This window comes from Streptomyces sp. Y7 (assembly GCF_043195415.1).
Classification (GTDB): domain Bacteria; phylum Actinomycetota; class Actinomycetes; order Streptomycetales; family Streptomycetaceae; genus Streptomyces.
The window spans coordinates 187,583-204,900 of the sequence record NZ_JBIDDQ010000003.1 but is presented as its reverse complement, the minus strand read 5'-3'; the positions used below and the strand labels follow the sequence as shown (position 1 = coordinate 204,900).

General features: G+C 71.8%; 14 protein-coding genes. 5 read left to right on the top strand and 9 right to left on the bottom strand.

What is annotated here, in order from left to right:
• Positions 1-13: 13 nt before the first annotated feature.
• From ACGFW6_RS12010 to pdhA, 3 genes are read right to left on the bottom strand one after another with little or no spacing between them, the layout of a single operon-like run.
• The gene (locus ACGFW6_RS12010) at positions 14-1,432 is read right to left on the bottom strand and encodes a dihydrolipoamide acetyltransferase family protein (RefSeq protein ID WP_393507827.1); all 1,419 of its coding nucleotides are present in this window, start codon (positions 1,430-1,432) and stop codon (positions 14-16) included.
• A 19-nt stretch (positions 1,433-1,451) separates the two neighbouring features.
• Positions 1,452-2,444 carry an alpha-ketoacid dehydrogenase subunit beta gene (locus tag ACGFW6_RS12005; protein WP_393507290.1) on the bottom strand — a complete coding sequence of 331 codons (993 nt, stop codon included), beginning with the start codon at positions 2,442-2,444 and terminating at the stop codon, positions 1,452-1,454.
• 1 nt (position 2,445) lies between these two features.
• Positions 2,446-3,624: a pyruvate dehydrogenase (acetyl-transferring) E1 component subunit alpha gene (gene pdhA / locus ACGFW6_RS12000; RefSeq protein ID WP_393507288.1), complete on the bottom strand. Its 1,179-nt coding sequence runs from the start codon at positions 3,622-3,624 to the stop codon at positions 2,446-2,448.
• Between the two features lie 539 nt (positions 3,625-4,163).
• Here pdhA and ACGFW6_RS11995 point away from each other — a divergent pair.
• Positions 4,164-5,159 carry a phosphotransferase gene (locus ACGFW6_RS11995; protein WP_393507287.1) on the top strand — a complete coding sequence of 332 codons (996 nt, stop codon included), beginning with the start codon at positions 4,164-4,166 and terminating at the stop codon, positions 5,157-5,159.
• Between the two features lie 117 nt (positions 5,160-5,276).
• Here ACGFW6_RS11995 and ACGFW6_RS11990 read toward each other — a convergent pair whose 3' ends face one another.
• A complete protein-coding gene (locus ACGFW6_RS11990; protein WP_393507285.1) occupies positions 5,277-6,827 on the bottom strand; it encodes a protein kinase in 1,551 nt (516 codons plus the stop codon).
• Between the two features lie 350 nt (positions 6,828-7,177).
• Between ACGFW6_RS11990 and ACGFW6_RS11985 the strand changes: the two genes are divergently transcribed.
• On the top strand, positions 7,178-8,818 hold the full coding sequence (locus tag ACGFW6_RS11985) for a protein kinase (protein ID WP_393507283.1): 1,641 nt from the start codon (positions 7,178-7,180) through the stop codon (positions 8,816-8,818).
• Between the two features lie 66 nt (positions 8,819-8,884).
• Here ACGFW6_RS11985 and ACGFW6_RS11980 read toward each other — a convergent pair whose 3' ends face one another.
• Complete coding sequence (locus tag ACGFW6_RS11980) at positions 8,885-9,427, bottom strand: bacterial proteasome activator family protein (protein ID WP_393507281.1); 543 nt, start codon at positions 9,425-9,427, stop codon at positions 8,885-8,887.
• Positions 9,428-9,834: 407 nt separating this feature from the next.
• Here ACGFW6_RS11980 and ACGFW6_RS11975 point away from each other — a divergent pair, with 407 nt between their 5' ends.
• Positions 9,835-10,728: a hypothetical protein gene (locus ACGFW6_RS11975; RefSeq protein WP_393507279.1), complete on the top strand. Its 894-nt coding sequence runs from the start codon at positions 9,835-9,837 to the stop codon at positions 10,726-10,728.
• A 33-nt stretch (positions 10,729-10,761) separates the two neighbouring features.
• Here ACGFW6_RS11975 and ACGFW6_RS11970 read toward each other — a convergent pair whose 3' ends face one another.
• Positions 10,762-11,742: an NAD(P)H-quinone oxidoreductase gene (locus ACGFW6_RS11970; protein WP_393507277.1), complete on the bottom strand. Its 981-nt coding sequence runs from the start codon at positions 11,740-11,742 to the stop codon at positions 10,762-10,764.
• Between the two features lie 202 nt (positions 11,743-11,944).
• Between ACGFW6_RS11970 and ACGFW6_RS11965 the strand changes: the two genes are divergently transcribed.
• Both ACGFW6_RS11965 and ACGFW6_RS11960 read left to right on the top strand, forming a co-directional pair.
• Entirely contained in the window at positions 11,945-12,958 is a 1,014-nt protein-coding gene (locus tag ACGFW6_RS11965) for an ATP-binding cassette domain-containing protein (RefSeq protein ID WP_393507275.1), read from the top strand.
• The gene (locus tag ACGFW6_RS11960) at positions 12,955-13,803 is read left to right on the top strand and encodes an ABC transporter permease (protein WP_393507273.1); all 849 of its coding nucleotides are present in this window, start codon (positions 12,955-12,957) and stop codon (positions 13,801-13,803) included. Before ACGFW6_RS11965 ends, ACGFW6_RS11960 begins: the two co-directional genes overlap by 4 nt.
• Before the next feature lie 12 nt (positions 13,804-13,815).
• Here the strand turns inward: ACGFW6_RS11960 and ACGFW6_RS11955 are convergent, their stop codons facing one another.
• From ACGFW6_RS11955 to ACGFW6_RS11945, 3 genes are read right to left on the bottom strand one after another with little or no spacing between them, the layout of a single operon-like run.
• Positions 13,816-14,913, bottom strand: a complete 1,098-nt coding sequence (locus ACGFW6_RS11955; protein ID WP_393507272.1) for a potassium channel family protein — start codon at positions 14,911-14,913, stop codon at positions 13,816-13,818.
• A complete protein-coding gene (locus ACGFW6_RS11950; protein WP_393507270.1) occupies positions 14,910-16,316 on the bottom strand; it encodes a molybdopterin molybdotransferase MoeA in 1,407 nt (468 codons plus the stop codon). The genes ACGFW6_RS11955 and ACGFW6_RS11950 overlap by 4 nt, the downstream gene beginning before the upstream one ends.
• Positions 16,313-17,260 (bottom strand): NTP transferase domain-containing protein, encoded by a 948-nt coding sequence (locus ACGFW6_RS11945; protein WP_393507268.1) that lies wholly within the window; start codon positions 17,258-17,260, stop codon positions 16,313-16,315. Before ACGFW6_RS11945 ends, ACGFW6_RS11950 begins: the two co-directional genes overlap by 4 nt.
• Between the last annotated feature and the right edge of the window lie 58 nt (positions 17,261-17,318).

Here is a 17,318-nt window from a genome sequence, read left to right as displayed (position 1 = left end):
CGTCACCCGTGGCTCACGCCCAGGTGATCAGCCGCTTCGGCTGCTCCAGGATCGCCGCCACGTCCGCCAGCACCTTGGAGCCCAGCTCGCCGTCGACCAGGCGGTGGTCGAAGCTCAGCGCCAGGGTGGTGACCTGGCGGGGCTTGACCTTGCCCTTGTGCACCCACGGCTGGAGCTTGATCGCGCCGACCGCGAGGATCGCGGACTCGCCGGGGTTCAGGATCGGCGTGCCGGTGTCGACGCCGAAGACGCCGACGTTGGTGATGGTGACGGTGCCGCCCTGCATCGCGGCGGGGGTGGTCTTGCCCTCCCGCGCCGTGGCCACCAACTCGCCGAGCGCCTCCGCCAGCTGCGGCAGGGTCCTGGCGTGGGCGTCCTTGATGTTCGGGACGATCAGACCGCGGGGGGTGGCCGCCGCGATGCCCAGGTTGACGTAGTGCTTCTGCACGATCTCCTGGCCGGCCTCGTCCCAGGACGCGTTGACGTCCGGGTTGCGCTTGATCGCGACCAGCAGGGCCTTGGAGATCAGCAGCAGGGGGTTCACGCGCAGGCCCGCGAACTCCTTGTCCTCCTTGAGCTCCTCGACCAGCTTCATCGTGCGCGTCACGTCCACCGTCACGAACTCCGTGACGTGCGGGGCTGTGAACGCCGAGCCGACCATCGCCGCCGCCGTCGCCTTGCGGACGCCCTTGACCGGGATCCGGGTCTCGCGCGCGGTGTCGTAGGTGACCAGCGGCGCCGGAGCGGCGGCGGGCGCGGCGGCCGGGGCCGCGGGGGCGGCCTGCGGCACGGGTTCGGCGGCCGGCGCCGGGGCTGCCACCGCCGCGTGGACGTCCTCGCGGGTGATGATCCCGTCGGGGCCGGTCGGCGTCACCGTGGCCAGGTCGACACCCAGGTCCTTCGCGAGCTTGCGCACCGGGGGCTTGGCCAGCGGCCGGGGCGGGGCCACCTCCGGGGCGGCTGCGGGCCCGTGGCCGTTCAGCTCGGCCTGCAGGGCCTGCGCCGCGGGCTCCTGGCGCGGCACGTCCGCTCCCTTGCGGGGGCGGCGCTTCGTCGAGGTCTGGGCCACGCCGTAGCCCACCAGCACCGGCTGGCGGCCCTCGGGCTTGGGCTCCTCGTCCGCGGCCGGTGCCGGGGCCTCCGGCTGGGCCGCGGGCGCCTCGGCGACGGGTGCCGCCGCGCCGGAGACGTCCACGGCGATGATCGCCGTGCCGACGTCCACCGTCGTGCCTTCGGGGAAGCGCAGCTCACGGACCACCCCGTCGTACGGGATGGGCAGTTCCACGGCCGCCTTGGCCGTCTCGACCTCGCACACCACCTGGCCGTCGGTGACCGTGTCGCCCGGCTGGACGTACCACTTGAGGATCTCCGCCTCGGTGAGTCCCTCACCCACGTCGGGCATCTTGAACTCACGCACGGACGCGTCAGTCATCGTCGTCACGACCCTCTCCTCAGTACGCCAGGGCACGGTCGACGGCGTCGAGCACCCGGTCCAGGCCCGGCAGGTACTCCTCCTCCAGACGCGCCGGCGGATACGGGGCGTGGTAACCGCCCACCCGCAGCACCGGGGCCTCCAGATGGTAGAAGCAGCGCTCCGTGATCCGGGCGGCGATCTCCGCGCCCGAACCGAAGAACACGGGGGCCTCGTGGACCACGACCAGACGGCGGGTCTTCTCCACGGACGCCTGGATGGAGTCGAAGTCCAGCGGGGAGACCGAGCGCAGGTCCAGGACCTCCAGGCTGCGGCCCTCCTCGGCGGCCGCGTCGGCGACCTCCTGGCACAGCTTCACCATCGGTCCGTACGCGGCCAGGGTGAGGTCGGTGCCCTCGCGGACGACCCGCGCCTTGTGCAGCGGGCCCGGGATGGCCTCGGTGTTGACCTCGCCCTTGTCCCAGTAGCGGCGCTTGGGCTCGAAGAAGATCACCGGGTCGTCGCTCTGGATGGCCTGCTGCATCATCCAGTAGGCGTCCGACGCGTTGGACGGAGAGACGATCTTCAGGCCCGCCACGTGCGCGAACAGGGCCTCGGGGGACTCGCTGTGGTGCTCGACCGCGCCGATGCCGCCGCCGTAGGGGATACGGACGACGACCGGCAGCTTGACCTTGCCCAGCGAGCGGGCGTGCATCTTCGCGAGCTGCGTGACGATCTGGTCGTAGGCCGGGAAGACGAAGCCGTCGAACTGGATCTCCACCACGGGGCGGTAGCCGCGCAGGGCGAGACCGATCGCCGTGCCCACGATGCCCGACTCGGCGAGCGGGGTGTCGATGACGCGGCTCTCGCCGAAGTCCTTCTGCAGGCCGTCCGTCACACGGAAGACGCCACCGAGCTTGCCGACGTCCTCGCCCATGATGAGGACCTTGGGGTCCGAGTCCAGGGCGCGGCGCAGCGACTCGTTGATCGCCTTGGCCAGAGCCATGTTCTTGGAAGTACTGGTCTCCGCCATGTCAGGCCCCCTCTACGTCCGCGAACGACGCCTGGTAGGCGGCGAACTGGGCGCGCTCCTCGTCGACGAGCGCATGCCCGTCCGCGTACACGTTCTCGAAGATGGCGAAGTGGTCCGGGTCCGGCATGGCACGGACCGCTTCGCGCACTCGTTTGCCCAACGCCTCGCTCTCGGTCTCCAGTTCCGCGAAGAATCCCTCGTCCGCGTGGTTTGAAGCCTCGAGGTACCGGCGGACGCGCAGGATCGGGTCCTTCGCCTCCCAGGCCTCGCGCTCCTCGTCGGCGCGGTACTTCGTCGGGTCGTCGGAGGTGGTGTGGGCGCCCATGCGGTACGTGTACGCCTCGACCAGCGTCGGCCCCTCGCCGGCGCGGGCGCGCTCCAGCGCCCACTTCGTCACGGCCAGGCAGGCCAGGACGTCGTTGCCGTCGACGCGGACGCCGGGGAAGCCGTAGCCCTGTGCGCGCTGATAGAGCGGCACCCGGGTCTGCTTCTCGGTCGGCTCGGAGATCGCCCACTGGTTGTTCTGGCAGAAGAACACCACGGGCGCGTTGTAGACCGCGGAGAAGGTGAAGGACTCGGCCACGTCGCCCTGGCTGGAGGCGCCGTCGCCGAAGTAGGCGATGACCGCGCTGTCCGCGCCGTCCTTGGCGATGCCCATCGCGTAGCCGGTGGCGTGCAGCGTCTGGGAGCCGATGACGATCGTGTACAGCTGGAAGTTGTTGCTGTTCGGGTCCCAGCCGCCGTTGTTCACGCCGCGGAACATGCCGAGCAGGTTGGTCGGGTCGACCCCGCGGCACCAGGCGACGCCGTGCTCGCGGTAGGTCGGGAAGACGTAGTCGTCCTCACGGGTGGCCCGGCCGGAGCCGATCTGGGCGGCCTCCTGGCCGAGCAGCGACGCCCACAGGCCCAGCTCGCCCTGGCGCTGCAGGGAGGTGGCCTCGGCGTCGAAGCGTCGGGTGAGCACCATGTCGCGGTAGAGGCCGCGGAGCTCTTCGGGGGTGATGCCGGCGACGTACTTGTCGTACTCGGCGTTCTTGACGCGCTTGCCCTCGGGCGTCAGCAACTGAACGAGTTCGGGGTCCGTACTCGTCGTTTTCCTTGCGGTTGTGGTCTTGCCGGCCGTGCTCTTGGTACCGGCGCTGCGTCGCGTCTTTCGCGCGGCAGTGCTCTCCACGGTCACGTGTGCTCCTCCGTCGGTCCGGCTACCCGGGTTCGCCGGGTGCCAGTGCGGCTCACCTGCAGCCCTACGGACGCACAGGGTGGGTGCGGCTCGTTGGGGAACAGGCGTGACAGGTGCCCCGGCGAGCGCCCTGCAAAAGGCACGTTACCCAGTGCTCCACAATTCTGTGAAACCCCTCCTGACCTGCGATTTTGCTTGGATATCCAAGTAAATCGCGAAAGTCGGGAACAACTCCTGGTCACAGCCTTGCAGGGGGCCGGAACAACGGCACGTTATATCGGTGAGCCAGGTCACGGGAAGAGTCGCCGAGCGGCAGATCACCTGACCGGTGTGACATCGCCCTCATGGGCGAAGAAGGAAATGTCCGGGTATTCCCGCTCGGCAAAGAACGATCAAGAATTGCCGGAGGCCGCTGATCGGTCCGGCGACCGGAAGTGACTGACCGCGACTGGCAACGACTGCCTGTGACAACGCCCAGCTCACGGGATCCACCGTTGCCCTAGCATCGGCGCGTGCCGCGCTCCTGTGTACCACCGCTTGTGCCTCACGCGCCCCCTCTGGGCGTCCTTCTCCGTCAGTACTCCGCCGGGTCCGCCCTCGCCTGCGATCCCGTCGACCAGGGCCTGCTGAACCGCGGCTACCGGCTGCGTACGACCCGCGGCCGCTACTTCCTCAAGCACCACCACGACCCCGAGACCGCCGACCCGTCCGCCATCGCCCGCCAGCACCGGGCCACCCGGCGGCTGGCCGACCTCGGCGTCCCGGTGGCCCCGCCGCTGGCCGACCGCGAGGGACGTACGGTCGCCGTCGTGGACGGCCGGGCGTTCGCCCTGCACCCCTGGATCGACGGGCGGCACCGCCACGGCGAAGAGCTCACGCGCGGGCAGTGCGAACGGCTGGGGGCGCTGCTAGGTGTGGTGCACGCGAGCCTGGAGCGCGTGATGCCGGTGGCGGGGCGGGCACCGGCCGAGAGCGCCGACCCCGCCGGCACCTCCGCCCTCATCGGCGACCTGCTCGCCCGGGTCCGCCGCCACCGTCCCGCCGGCTGCTTCGACGAGCTGGCACGCCACCGGCTCGTGGAACGCCGTGAGCTCCTGGAGCGGCACGCGGGCCGGCGGCCCCCGCCGGCTTCCTCGGCCGGCTGGGTGCACGGCGACTTCCATCCCTTCAACCTGCTCTACCGGGGCGACGCGCCGGCCGCGATCGTCGACTGGGACCGGCTCGGCGTGCAGCCCCGCGCGGAGGAGGCCGTCCGCGCCGCCGCGATCTTCTTCGTACGCCCCGACGGCACGCTCGACCTCGCGAGGGCGGCCGCGTACACACGCGCGTACCGGCGCACGGCCGGCGCCACCGCCGCCGAGCTCGCGGCGGCCGTGCACCGCGTGTGGTGGGAGCGGCTGAACGACTTCTGGATGCTGCGCTGGCACTACGAGCGCGGCGACACCCGCGCGGACGCGCAGTTCCCGGCGGTCTCGGCGCTGGCGGTGTGGTGGACGCGGGAGTACGAAGCCGTGCGGGACGCCTTCACGGACTGAGCGGGGCGCGTCCCGGGCCCGTCCCCGGCGTCCGGAAACGGCACGCGCGCGTGGAGCCCGTTTCCGGGCCGCACGCGCGCGTGAAGGGTGGGTGCCGATCCGCCGTCGGCCGACCGGTCAGCCCGTGACCGGTGGCGTGGTCGGCAGCGTCGGCTCCTCGGTGGGCTCCTCCGTCGGCTCCTCGGTCGGCTCCTCCGTGGGCTCCTCCGTCGGCTCGGCCGTGGTCGGGTCCTCGGTCGGCTCCTGTGTGGGCTCCTCGGTGGGCTCCTGCGTCGGCTCCTCGGTCGGCGTGTAGTCCGGGTCGGTGCCCGTGCCGGAGCCGTCGTCCGTGACCTCCTCGGTCGGCTCCTCGGTCGCCTCGTCGGTCGGCTCGTCGGTGGCCTGGTCCTCGTCGGTGGTCTGCGAGGTGGTCGGCGTCTGCTCGGTGCCTCCGCCGCCGCCGTCACCGCCGCCGTTGTTCAGCGCCAGCGCGACACCGGCCGCGATGGCGATCACCGCGAGGACGGCGAGGATCCACAGCTTGCCGCGGCCGCTGCCCCGGTTGCCGTGCCCCTCGAAGCCGCCGTCGTCACCGCCGCCGTAGCCGCCCGGCAGGATCGGCTGCGGGATCTGCGTCGTGCCGGAGGCGGGGGTGCCCGGGTGCCCCATCACGGTCGTGTTCGCGAAGCCTGACGACGGGGTGTGCCGGCCGTCGTGGATGCCCACCGGGCCGGTGTTCCAGGTGCCGGTGTGGCCGCCCTGGTCGTACAGCATCTGCAGGCCGTACTGGACGAGGCCGCGCATCTCCTCGGCCGTCTGGAACCGGTCGTCCGGCTCCTTGGCGAGCGAGCGCATCACCAGGCCGTCGAGCTCCGGCGGCGTGGCGTCGGAGACCTCGGACGGCGGGGTCGGGATGTCCTGGACGTGCTGGTAGACCACCGACAGCGGGGTCTCGCCGGTGAACGGGGGCCGCAGCGCCAGGAGTTCGTAGAGGAGGCAGCCGGTCGCGTACAGGTCGGAACGGTGGTCGACCGCCTTGCCGAGCGCCTGCTCGGGCGACAGGTACTGCGGCGTGCCCATGACCATGCCGGTCTGCGTCATCGTCGACTGCGCGCCGTGCAGGGCACGCGCGATGCCGAAGTCCATGACCTTCACGGCGCCGTTGTTGGTGATGATGACGTTGGCGGGCTTGATGTCGCGGTGCACGATGCCGTGCTGGTGCGAATAGGCCAGCGCCTCCAGGACGCCGGAGACGATGATCAGCGCCTGCTCGGGGCCGGGTGCCTCGGCGTTGAGGAGGAGGTCGCGGATCGTGCGGCCCTCGACGATCTCCATCACGATGTACGGCACGCTGTGCGAGCCCACGACGTCCTCACCGGAGTCGTACACGGCGACGATCGCGTGGTGGTTGAGGCCGGCCACCGACTGGGCCTCGCGCGTGAAGCGGGCCTTCGACACCGGGTCCTCGGCGAGGTCGGAACGCAGCAGTTTGACCGCCACGGTGCGCCCGAGACGCACGTCCTCGGCCGCGAACACCTCGGCCATGCCGCCCCGGCCGAGTCTGCGGGTCAGCCGATAACGGCCGTCCCCGACAAGTCCGCCATTACCCCACATTTCCGGCGCGTCTGACATACCGCCGCCAGCCGCCTCGGGGTCGGACGGGCCCTGAGCGCGCTGCTGCTGCTCCATCAGTCCTCGCCGTCGTTTCTGCCCGCGGTGCGCGCGGTGTTGTTACGGTCTCCGTCGGCCACGCTACAGCCTCGGCGCAAGCCGCCGGTCCGAGACGGAGGCCCCGACCGGACGAAGGCGGACCGGCCATCAAACCGGTACCCCGTCCCCTCGTGCAAATTCTGTGCACCGACCGTACGGCCCCTGTAACGCTTCCGCGACGCTCCCTTCGCGTACGGTCACGGAACGGGCACCGCGCTTGACCTGTCAGTGCCGTGGGGCAGACTTGGCCGGGAATAGCACATTGGATCACTCGGGACCACCAGGTCCCCGGGGTCGCAGGCGCCCAAGAGGCACGGGGGACGCAGAACATGAGCCAGGACGGCGCACAGGGCACGGGCGCGGGGCGGGCGCTGGCCGGCGGCCGGTATCAGCTGCGCGATCTGCTCGGTCAGGGCGGCATGGCCGCGGTGCATCTCGCCTACGACTCCGTGCTCGACCGGCAGGTCGCGGTCAAGACCCTGCACACCGAGCTCGGCCGCGAGCAGGCGTTCCGCGAGCGCTTCCGCCGCGAGGCCCAGGCAGTGGCCAAGCTCACGCACACCAATATCGTCTCGGTCTTCGACACGGGCGAGGACACCGTCGACGGCATGACGACGCCGTACATCGTCATGGAGTACATCGAGGGCCGCCCGCTCAGCTCGGTCTTCGACGAGGACGTACGGCAGTTCGGCGCGGTGCCCGCCGACAAGGCGCTGAAGATCACCGCCGATGTGCTGGCCGCCCTGGAGATCAGCCACGAGATGGGGCTGGTCCACCGGGACATCAAGCCGGGCAACGTGATGCTGAACAAGCGTGGCGTGGTCAAGGTGATGGACTTCGGCATCGCGCGCGCCATGCAGTCCGGCGTGACGTCGATGACGCAGACCGGCATGGTGGTCGGCACCCCGCAGTACCTCTCGCCGGAGCAGGCCCTCGGCCGGGCCGTGGACGCCCGTTCCGACCTGTACTCCGTCGGCATCATGCTGTTCCAACTCGTCACCGGGCGGCTGCCGTTCGACGCGGACTCGCCGCTGGCGATCGCCTACGCGCATGTGCAGGAGGAGCCGGTGGCTCCGTCCGTCATCAACCGCGCGCTGCCGCCGGCCGTGGACGCGCTGGTCGCCCGCGCGCTGAAGAAGAACCCGAACGAGCGCTTCCCGAGCGCCGAGGCCATGCGCGACGAGTGCCTGCGCGTGGCGGCGTCCTTCCAGGCGGCGCCGCCGAGCATCGTGCCGGGTGCGCACACGCAGAGCGGGCAGGGCGTCGGCGCCTCGGTGTTCCCGCCGGTCGGCCAGACGCCGCCGCCCGGTGGCCCGGTCCAGTCGCCGTACCAGCCGACGCCGGCCCCGAACCCGTACGGCACCCCGCCGCCGTCCGCGCCCTCCCCGGCGTACGGCTACCCGCAGCAGCAGCCCGGCTTCCAGACGCCTGCGCCCGCGGCGTACTCCCCGCAGCCCGGCCTCGCGACGCCCCCGCCGTACTCCATCTCCCCCCAGACGCAGACCACTTCGGGCGGCGGCAAGAACAACCGCCCCGTCATCATCGGCTCGATCGTCGTGTCCATCGTCGCCGTGGTCGGCCTGATCGCCGCACTGGCGCTGAACGGCGGCGGCAATGAGGACGACGGCGGCGGGGGCGGAGACGCGACGGCGACGTCGGAGGTGACGAAGAAGGCGGGGTACCGCGAGGGCGACAGCACGAAGACGGTGGAGACGTCCGACTGCACGGAGCCTTCGGAGTCGTACCTGGACCCGGACAAGGCGCGCATGCCTGCCCTGAAGTTCAAGTACTGGCCGTCCGTCGAGGCATGCCTCAAGGCCGCGGGCTGGGAATACGAGAAGACCGACATCGACGAGAACACCTTCGGCCAGGGCATGGTCATGAGGCAGGAGCCCGAGGCCGGCGAGGACTTCGACCCGGAGAACCCGCCGGAGATGAAGTTCACGGTCTCGACCGGCAACCCGGAGTGACCTCGGCGATGTGAAAGGGCCCGGCAGCACCGGCTGCCGGGCCCTTCGCTGATCGTGGGCTGGTGACTACAGGTACGGCCCGCCCGAGCGGCCGCCCGGGTGCTGTTCTCCGTCCTCGCTGCCGCCGACGCCCGGCGGGAGGGCCCGGCGCATCTGCTCGAGCTGGGCCCGCGCGGCCATCTGCTGGGCGAAGAGCGTGGTCTGGATGCCGTGGAAGAGGCCCTCCAGCCAGCCGACCAACTGGGCCTGCGCGATGCGCAGTTCCGCGTCGGACGGCGTCCCCTCGTCCGTGAAGGGCAGGGAGAGCCGCTCCAGCTCCTCCACGAGCTCCGGTGCCAGGCCGTCCTCCAGTTCCTTCACCGAACTGGCGTGGATCTCCTTCAGCCGGACCCGGCTCGCCTCATCGAGGGGAGCGGCGCGCACCTCTTCGAGCAGCTGCTTGATCATGCTGCCGATGCGCATGACCTTCGCCGGCTGCTCGACCTGCTCCGTCACCGGGATCTCGCGGGAGTCCTCGTCTCCGTTGCCGCCGGTGAGCGCCATCCCGTCCTGGCCCACGACCAGGATCTGGGGGTTCTCGGGCGACCTTTCGTTCCTCGGCATCTCCATGCCGCCATTCTCTCGCACGCGTACAGCTCATCATCGTGGTGCCCCCGGTGTGGGGTGATCCACCGTTTACGTCCCCACTGTTTTCGCCCGGCCGCCCGGCGGGGCGTCCGAGTGCGTGCGGAGGACCGCTCGGGCGCCCGACCAGCGGCTCCGCACTTCGGTGCCGGGGTCGCCCGGGCCTCTCCTCGGATGTCGGTGCGCCGGATCCGGTGGGCCGGCGGCCCGTGTCGTGGCGGCATCCCCGGATCGGCCGCCGGATTGGGTCGGGTGGCGGCGCTCGGAATGCCGGGTTCGGCAGGTGCTGTGAGGGTTGTTCCATGACTTCATGGCTGGGGGCGGTGCGTGGGCGTACGCGAGCGGCGTCCGGTCGGTCGCGCACCCTATCGTGGCCCGCGGGAACGCTGACCGTGCTGGCGGCGGGGATGGCCGTAGGGCTGCCGGGAGCCGGTGTGTCGTACGGGATCGACGAGCCGCACGGTGCGCTCGCCTCGGGCCCGTCCTCCGGCTCCCCGGCGGTGTCCGGATCGTCGGGGCCGTTCTGGTCGTCCGGGTCGTCCGGGTCGTCCGGGGTGTCCGGGTCATCCGGGTCGCCATCGGAGCCGGCGGGACCGTCCACGGCGGCCTCCGGCGTGGCGCCGGGCTCCGTGGACGGCACCGAGGCCGAGCCGTCCTCCGAGCCTCCGCCGCAGGACGAGAAGCCCTCCGCGACCGCCCCTTCGCCGGGCGGGACGTCCGAGGAGCCCGTGGAGGCGACGCCGGACGAGGCCGGGGAACGGGACGGGTCCGGTGGGCGGGAGGAGTCCGAAGGGTGGGAGGGGTCCCGGAGGTGGTCCGAGGAGCGCGGGAAGCGGCCACGGGAATCGTCGACGCCCACCGCTCACGGCCCCGCCGCGTCCTCGCCCGACCCCTCCGACAAGCCCTCCCGGGCCGGCAGCCGGGCGGGAGAGGGGCGCCAGCGGCCCGGCCGGGAGAAGGGGCCGCTGGAGGACCAGGAGGCGGCACGGGACGAGCGGGACGGTGGCAAGAGGTCCGATGAACGCGACGGCTCCCGGACGCCGGACGCGGAACGTGAGGGAGAGGACGACGGCGGCACCGTGCCCGAGAGCTCGGACGACGCCGACGCCTCCGCCCAGGACCCCGCGCCCTCCACCTCACCGACCCGTCACGCGCGACCGCCCGCCCCGCACGCCGACGGGCCGGCCGAGCCCGTGCTCGAAGTGCTGCCGCTCGGCGCCGGGCTCGTGCTCATCGGTCTGGGCCTGGGCCTCGCCTTCGTGGGTCTGCGGCTGCGGCGCGGCTAGCGTCCACAGGTGGTGGACACGGCCCGGTGCGCCCTACGGCGCGACGAGCAGCACCTTCCCCACATGCCCGCTCTCCTCCACCACCCGGTGGGCCTCGGCCGCCTCGCTCATCGGCAGCTCACGGTCGACGACCGGCCGTACATGCCCGGCGTCCAGCAGCGGCCACACATGTTCGCGTACGGCCGCGACGATCGCCGCCTTCTCGGCGACCGGGCGGGCTCGCAGCGAGGTCGCGCTGATCGCGCCGCGCTTGCCGAGCAGCGCCCCGATGTTGAGTTCGCCCTTGATGCCGCCCTGCATGCCGATGATGGCCAGCCGGCCGTTGACGGCGAGCGTCTGGACGTTGCGGTCGAGGTACTTGGCGCCCATGTTGTCGAGGATGACGTCGGCACCGGCCCCGTCGGTGGCCTTCTTGACCTCCTCGACGAAGTCCTGCTCCCGGTAGTTGACCAGGATGTCCGCGCCCAGCTCGGCGCACCGGTCCAGCTTCTCCCGGCTGCCCGCCGTGACGGCGACCTTGGCTCCGACGGCCTTGGCGAGCTGGATGGCCATGGTGCCGATGCCGCTGGAGCCGCCGTGCACGAGCAGCGTCTCGCCGGGGCGGAGGTGGGCCACCATGAACACGTTGGACCACACCGTGCAGACCACCTCGGGCAGGGCGGCGGCCTGCGTCAGGCCCACACCCTTGGGCACGGGCAGCAGCTGACCGGCCGGCACGGCGACCTTCTCGGCGTAGCCGCCGCCCGCGAGCAGCGCGCACACCTCGTCGCCGACCGCCCAGCCGGAGACGCCGGGGCCGACCTCGGCGATCCGGCCGGAGCACTCCAGGCCGGGGTAGGGGGAGGTACCGGGCGGCGGGTTGTAGAAGCCCTGCCGTTGCAGGATGTCGGCGCGGTTGACGGCCCCGGCCACCACGTCGACCAGCACCTCGCCCTCACCGGCCACCGGATCGGGGACCTCGTCCCACACCAACGCCTCGGGCCCACCAGGTTCGGGAATCGTGATCGCATGCATGGGACGGACGCTACTCCCCGGGCCCCGCCCCGGTCCTAGGACCTTGTCCCCGGATCTCTCCGTCCGTGCCCCCGCGTCGCTCGGTCCTTCGACGGGTCCTTCGAAAATCCCCGGGCGCCGCCGATGAGTTTGCGCGACCGTAAAGGTCTCCCCATGCGTAGCCCAAGAACGCGGAAGGACCACCCGGAAGGACCCCGAAAGCATGAGCACGCAGACGACGTCCGGTCTCGCGATCGAGACCGCGGGCCTGGTGAAGACATTCGGCGAGACACGGGCCGTCGACGGCGTGGACCTCGCGGTTCCGGCCGGCACGGTCTACGGCGTCCTCGGCCCGAACGGCGCCGGCAAGACCACCACGGTGAAAATGCTCGCCACCCTGCTGCGGCCCGACGGCGGGGAGGCGCATGTCTTCGGACACGACGTCGTCCGCGAGGCCGACGCGGTACGCGGCCGGGTGAGCCTCACCGGGCAGTACGCCTCCGTGGACGAGGACCTCACCGGCACCGAGAACCTGGTGCTGCTGGCCCGCCTCCTCGGACACGGCAAGCCCGCGGCGCGGAAACGCGCCTCCCAACTGCTGGAGGCCTTCGGGCTGACCGACGCGGCCGGGAAGCAGGTCAAGAACTACTCGGGCGGCATGCGGCGCCGTATCGACATCGCCGCGTCCATCCTGAACACCCCCGACCTGCTCTTCCTCGACGAGCCGACGACCGGACTCGACCCGCGCAGCCGCAACCAGGTGTGGGACATCGTGCGCGCGGTCGTCGCCCAGGGCACCACGGTGCTGCTGACCACGCAGTACCTCGACGAGGCCGATCAGCTGGCGTCCCGGATCGCCGTCATCGACCGCGGCAAGGTGATCGCGGAGGGGACCAAGGGCGAGCTGAAGGCGTCCGTGGGCGCCGGGTCGGTGCATCTGCGGCTGCGTGACCCGGAGCAGCGGCCTCAGGCCGAGCGGGTGCTGCGGCTGGCCCTGGACGCGGACGTGCAGCTGGAGCCCGACCCCGTGGCGCTCACCGCCCGCGTCGGCTCCGGGGCCGCCAACGGTCAGGGCGCCGCGGAACAGGCGGGCCGCGCGCTCGCGGAGCTCGCCCGCACCGGCATCACCGTCGACAACTTCTCCCTGGGCCAGCCCAGCCTGGACGAGGTCTTCCTCGCCCTCACCGGACACGACACCCACAAGACGGACGCCGACAAGGACGAGGTGACGGCATGAGCACCGTGACGCAGACCGAGAGCAAGGACCTCGCCCCCGTCAGCGCCGAGTCGCTCGCCGCGCTGCTGGTCACCAAGGAGCGCCCGCCGCGGCCGAGTGCCCTCTCGGCCTCCATGACCTTCGGCTGGCGGGCGGTCCTGAAGATCAAGCATGTGCCGGAGCAGCTCTTCGACGTCACCGCGTTCCCGATCATGATGGTGCTGATGTACACGTACCTGTTCGGGGGCGCCCTGGCCGGCTCCCCGAAGGAGTACATCCAGTTCCTGCTGCCGGGCATCCTGGTGATGTCGGTCGTGATGATCACGATGTACACGGGCGTCTCCGTGAACACCGACATCGAGAAGGGCGTCTTCGACCGGTTCCGTTCGCTGCCGATCTGGCGTCCGTCGACCATGGTCGGCTATCTGCTGGGCGACGCCCTGCGCTACACCATCGCGTCCGTCGTGATGCTCACCGTCGGCGTCATCCTGGGCTACCGCCCGGACGGCGGGGTCATGGGAGTGCTCGCCGGGATCGCGCTGCTGGTGGCCTTCTCGTTCGCGTTCTCGTGGATCTGGACGATGTTCGGGCTGATGCTGCGCTCCGAGAAGTCGGTCATGGGCGTCAGCATGATGGTGATCTTCCCGCTGACCTTCCTGTCCAACGTCTTCGTCGACCCGAAGACCATGCCGGGCTGGCTCCAGGCGTTCGTGAACAACAGCCCCATCACCCATCTGGCCTCGGCCGTACGCGGGTTGATGGCGGGTGACTGGCCCGCCGACGAGGTCGCCTGGTCGGTGGGATGGGCGGCCCTGTTCGTGCTGGTCTTCGGGCCGATCACGATGCGGCTGTACAACCGGAAGTAGAGGTACGGGGCTTCAGCCCTGGGGCAGACGCCGGGCATCGGGTGCGACCTGAGAGCCCGGCGTCGCCCGCACGATGGTGATGAGCCGGTCCGTCAACTCCAGTGTGCCGACGGCCGAATCGTCGTAGCCGAGCACCCGGTGCCCGCGGATGACACTGACGACCAGGTCGTCGGTCTGCCGCGGGGTCTTGCCCACCTCGGCCTTTATGACGGGCCGTTCGATGATGTCGAGCCCGCTGCCCTGATGGATCAGGTCTTCGAGGACCATGCCGGCCGCGGGGCTGAGCACGGACAGGCCCAGCAGCCGCCCGGCGGCGCTGGCGCTGGTGATGACCGCGTCGGCGCCGGACTGCTTCAGCAGCGGCGCGTTCTCCTCCTCGCGGACCGCGGCGACGATCTTCGCGCCGCGGTTGAGCTGCCGGGCCGTCAGCGTCACCAGGACGGCCGTGTCGTCCCGCTGGGTCGCGATGATGATCTTCCGGGCCTTGTGCACCTCGGCACGCTTCAGGACATCGCTGCGCGTCGCGTCGCCGGTGACGCCCGCGTACCCGTCGGCGACGGCCCCGTCGATCACCTTGGAACTCGAGTCGACCACGATGACCTGGTCCCGCCTCAGGCCCGTGGCACAGACGGTCTGGATCGCCGAACGCCCCTTCGTGCCGAAGCCGACGACGACGGTGTGGTCACGCAAGGTGGACCTCCAGCGGGTCAGACGCCATTCCTCCCGGGTCCGTTCGGTGAGGACCTCGAGCGTGGTGCCGACCAGGATGATCAGGAACAGCACACGCATCGGCGTGATGACGAAGATATTGGTCAGCCGAGCGCCGTCACTGACCGGGGTGATGTCGCCGTATCCGGTGGTGGAGAGGCTGACGGTGGCGTAGTAGAAGGCGTCGAGAAGGTCGACGGAGCCGTCGGAGTTGTCGTTGTAGCCGTCGCGGTCGGCGTAGACGATCAGGGCGGCCAGCACGAGCAGCGACAGGGCCAGCAGAACTCGCTTGGCGACCTGCCGGAACGGATGCTCCACGATCTTCTTCGGGAGCCTGACGCGATAGGTGGCCACCCTCTCGTCCGCCCGGCGGGCGATCGCGTCCTGGCCCGGAAGTTTCACGTGAAACACACCTCGATACCGGCCGACGCCCAGGGCAGATCGAGCAGCTCGGCCTCCTGACCTGCGCGTGCGCCGCCCGGCGGTACGACGGCGACGGCATCGGCCGCCGCCATGCCCCGCAGCATGGCCGGTCCCTGGTAGTGCAGCGGCACGGCATGGTCACCGCGCAGCACCACGGGGATGAGCCGGGTGTCGTACGGATGCCCGTGTGCCGCGTCCTTCAGGGGCAGCGTGTACGGCTCCGGCGCCGGGCGGGCCGCGAGGGTGCGCAGCAGGGGCTCGGCGAGGGTGAGCAGGCCGGAGACGGCGGCCAGCGGATTGCCGGGCAGGCCGACCAGGTGCTGGTCCTCCTTGGTGCGGGCCAGCAGCATGGGGTGGCCGGGCCGCACCTTGACCCCGTCCACCAGGAGTTCGGCGCCGATGCGCTCCAGCGTGGGGTGGACATGGTCGACGGGGCCTGCCGCGGTGCCACCGGTCGTCACGATGAGGTCGGCGTCGGACTTGGTGAGGGCCTTGTGCAGGGCCTTCGCGTCGTCGCCGAGCCGGCGCACCGCGGTGACCTCGGCACCGAGCGCGCGCAGCCAGGGCGGCAGCATCGGACCGAGGGCGTCACGGATGAGCCCGTCGTGCGGGAGCCCTTCGGTGAGCAACTCGTCGCCCAGGACCAGCACTTCGACGCGGGGGCGGGGTACGGCGGTGACGGTGTCGTAGCCGGCGGCGGCCGCCAGTCCGAGCACGGCCGGCGTCACCAGGGTGCCCACGGCGAGGAGTTGGTCGCCGTTGCGGCACTCCTGGCCGCGAGGGCGGATGTCCTGGCCGTGCTGGATCTCCCGGGTGGCGTGGAGCTGGCCCTTGCTGTCGGTACGGCCGTGCTCGCTGCGCAGGACGGCGGTGGTGTCCGGGGGGATGCGGGCGCCGGTCGCGATCCGGACGGCCTCGCCGTCGGTGAGCGGTTCGGGCTCGGAGTGCCCGGCCAGGACGCCCTCTTCGCGTACCGCCCACGGGCCGGGGCCCGCGACCGCCCAGCCGTCCATCGCCGAGGTGTCGAAGGAGGGCAGGTCGGTCAGGGCGGTGAGCGGGGCGGCCAGGGTGAGGCCGAGCGCGGTGTCGAGGGGGACGGAGACGGGAGCGCGGCGGGCGGCACGGGTGGCACCGCGGGCGGCGTGGGCGGCGATCTCGCGGGCCTCGGGCCAGGGGGTGGCCCGGTGGTGGCGGTCGGGGTTGCCGCCGGGCCGCCGGTCGGGGCCGTCTCGGTCCGGCGTGCGCGCGCCCCGGTGCTGCGGGGTGGGCGCGGGCGTCTGGTCGCCGGAAGCACGGTGCGCGTGGTCGTTCACGAGGGCGAGCACCTCCTCGACGTCAAGGTCCTCGGCGTCCTCGTCCGTACGGATGCCGCGGGCGGTCATCCGGCGTCCGGGCGGGTGTCGGGGGTGGCGTCGGGGGCGACGTCGGACTGGGCCGCGGCGGCCTCCTCGGCCCAGCGCAGGGCCAGCGCGGCGGCCTTGCGGGAGGCCTCCGCGACGGCTTCCGGGCCTCCTTCGCCGCCCTGGGCCTGTGCCGCCGCGTACCCGACGAGGAAGGTGGTCAGCGGCGCGGCGGGCCGTGCCACGCCGTGGGCGGCGTCGCGGGCGAGGTCCAGCAGCACCTTGATGTCGACGTCGAGATCGATGCCGAGTTCGTCCTTGACTGCGGAAATCCATTCATCCAACACGTGCCCATGCTCCCTGATCCGTGCCCTGGCGGCGGCGATGTCGTCCCAGGTGTCGCAGTCGAAGGACGCGACGGGGTCGGGGACGCGGGTGAGGTCGAGCGCGCCGGTCAGCCGGCGCAGGGGAAGGCCGGTGAGGCCGTCGTGCTCCCGGGCGAGCGCGTCCAGTTCGCGGCGCAGCACGGACGCGCGGTACGCGGCGACGAGGGGCTGGTCACGGCCGTCGGCGTCGGTGAGCAGCGCGCCGTCGGCGTCGCCGGTGCGCAGGGCCGCCAGCAGGCGCAGGACCGTGTGCTCGTCGAGGAACGGCAGGTCGGCCGAGAGGACGACGATCGACTCGGCGGTGGTGTGCCGGATGCCGGCGTCGAGGGCGGCCAGCGGGCCGCCGCCGGGCGGGTCCTCGCGCGCCCAGGTGACCGGCCGCGCGGTGGGCCGGGGGCCGGCGACGACGACGGTGTTCCGCGCGTCGGCGCAGGCGGCGAGCACCCGGTCGAGCAGCGGGCGCCCGCCGACGCTGACGCCGGGCTTGTCCACGCCGCCGAGCCGCCGCGCGGCGCCGCCGGCGAGGACGACGGCGTCGTACCCGACGTCCTGTCCGGCGGTGGCGGCGCCCGGCGCGCCCGTCGGTTCGTACGCGGTCATCCCCCGAGTATGCGTGCCTGGGCGATCACAGGGAACGTGGCGGAAGCAGCCGACCGGG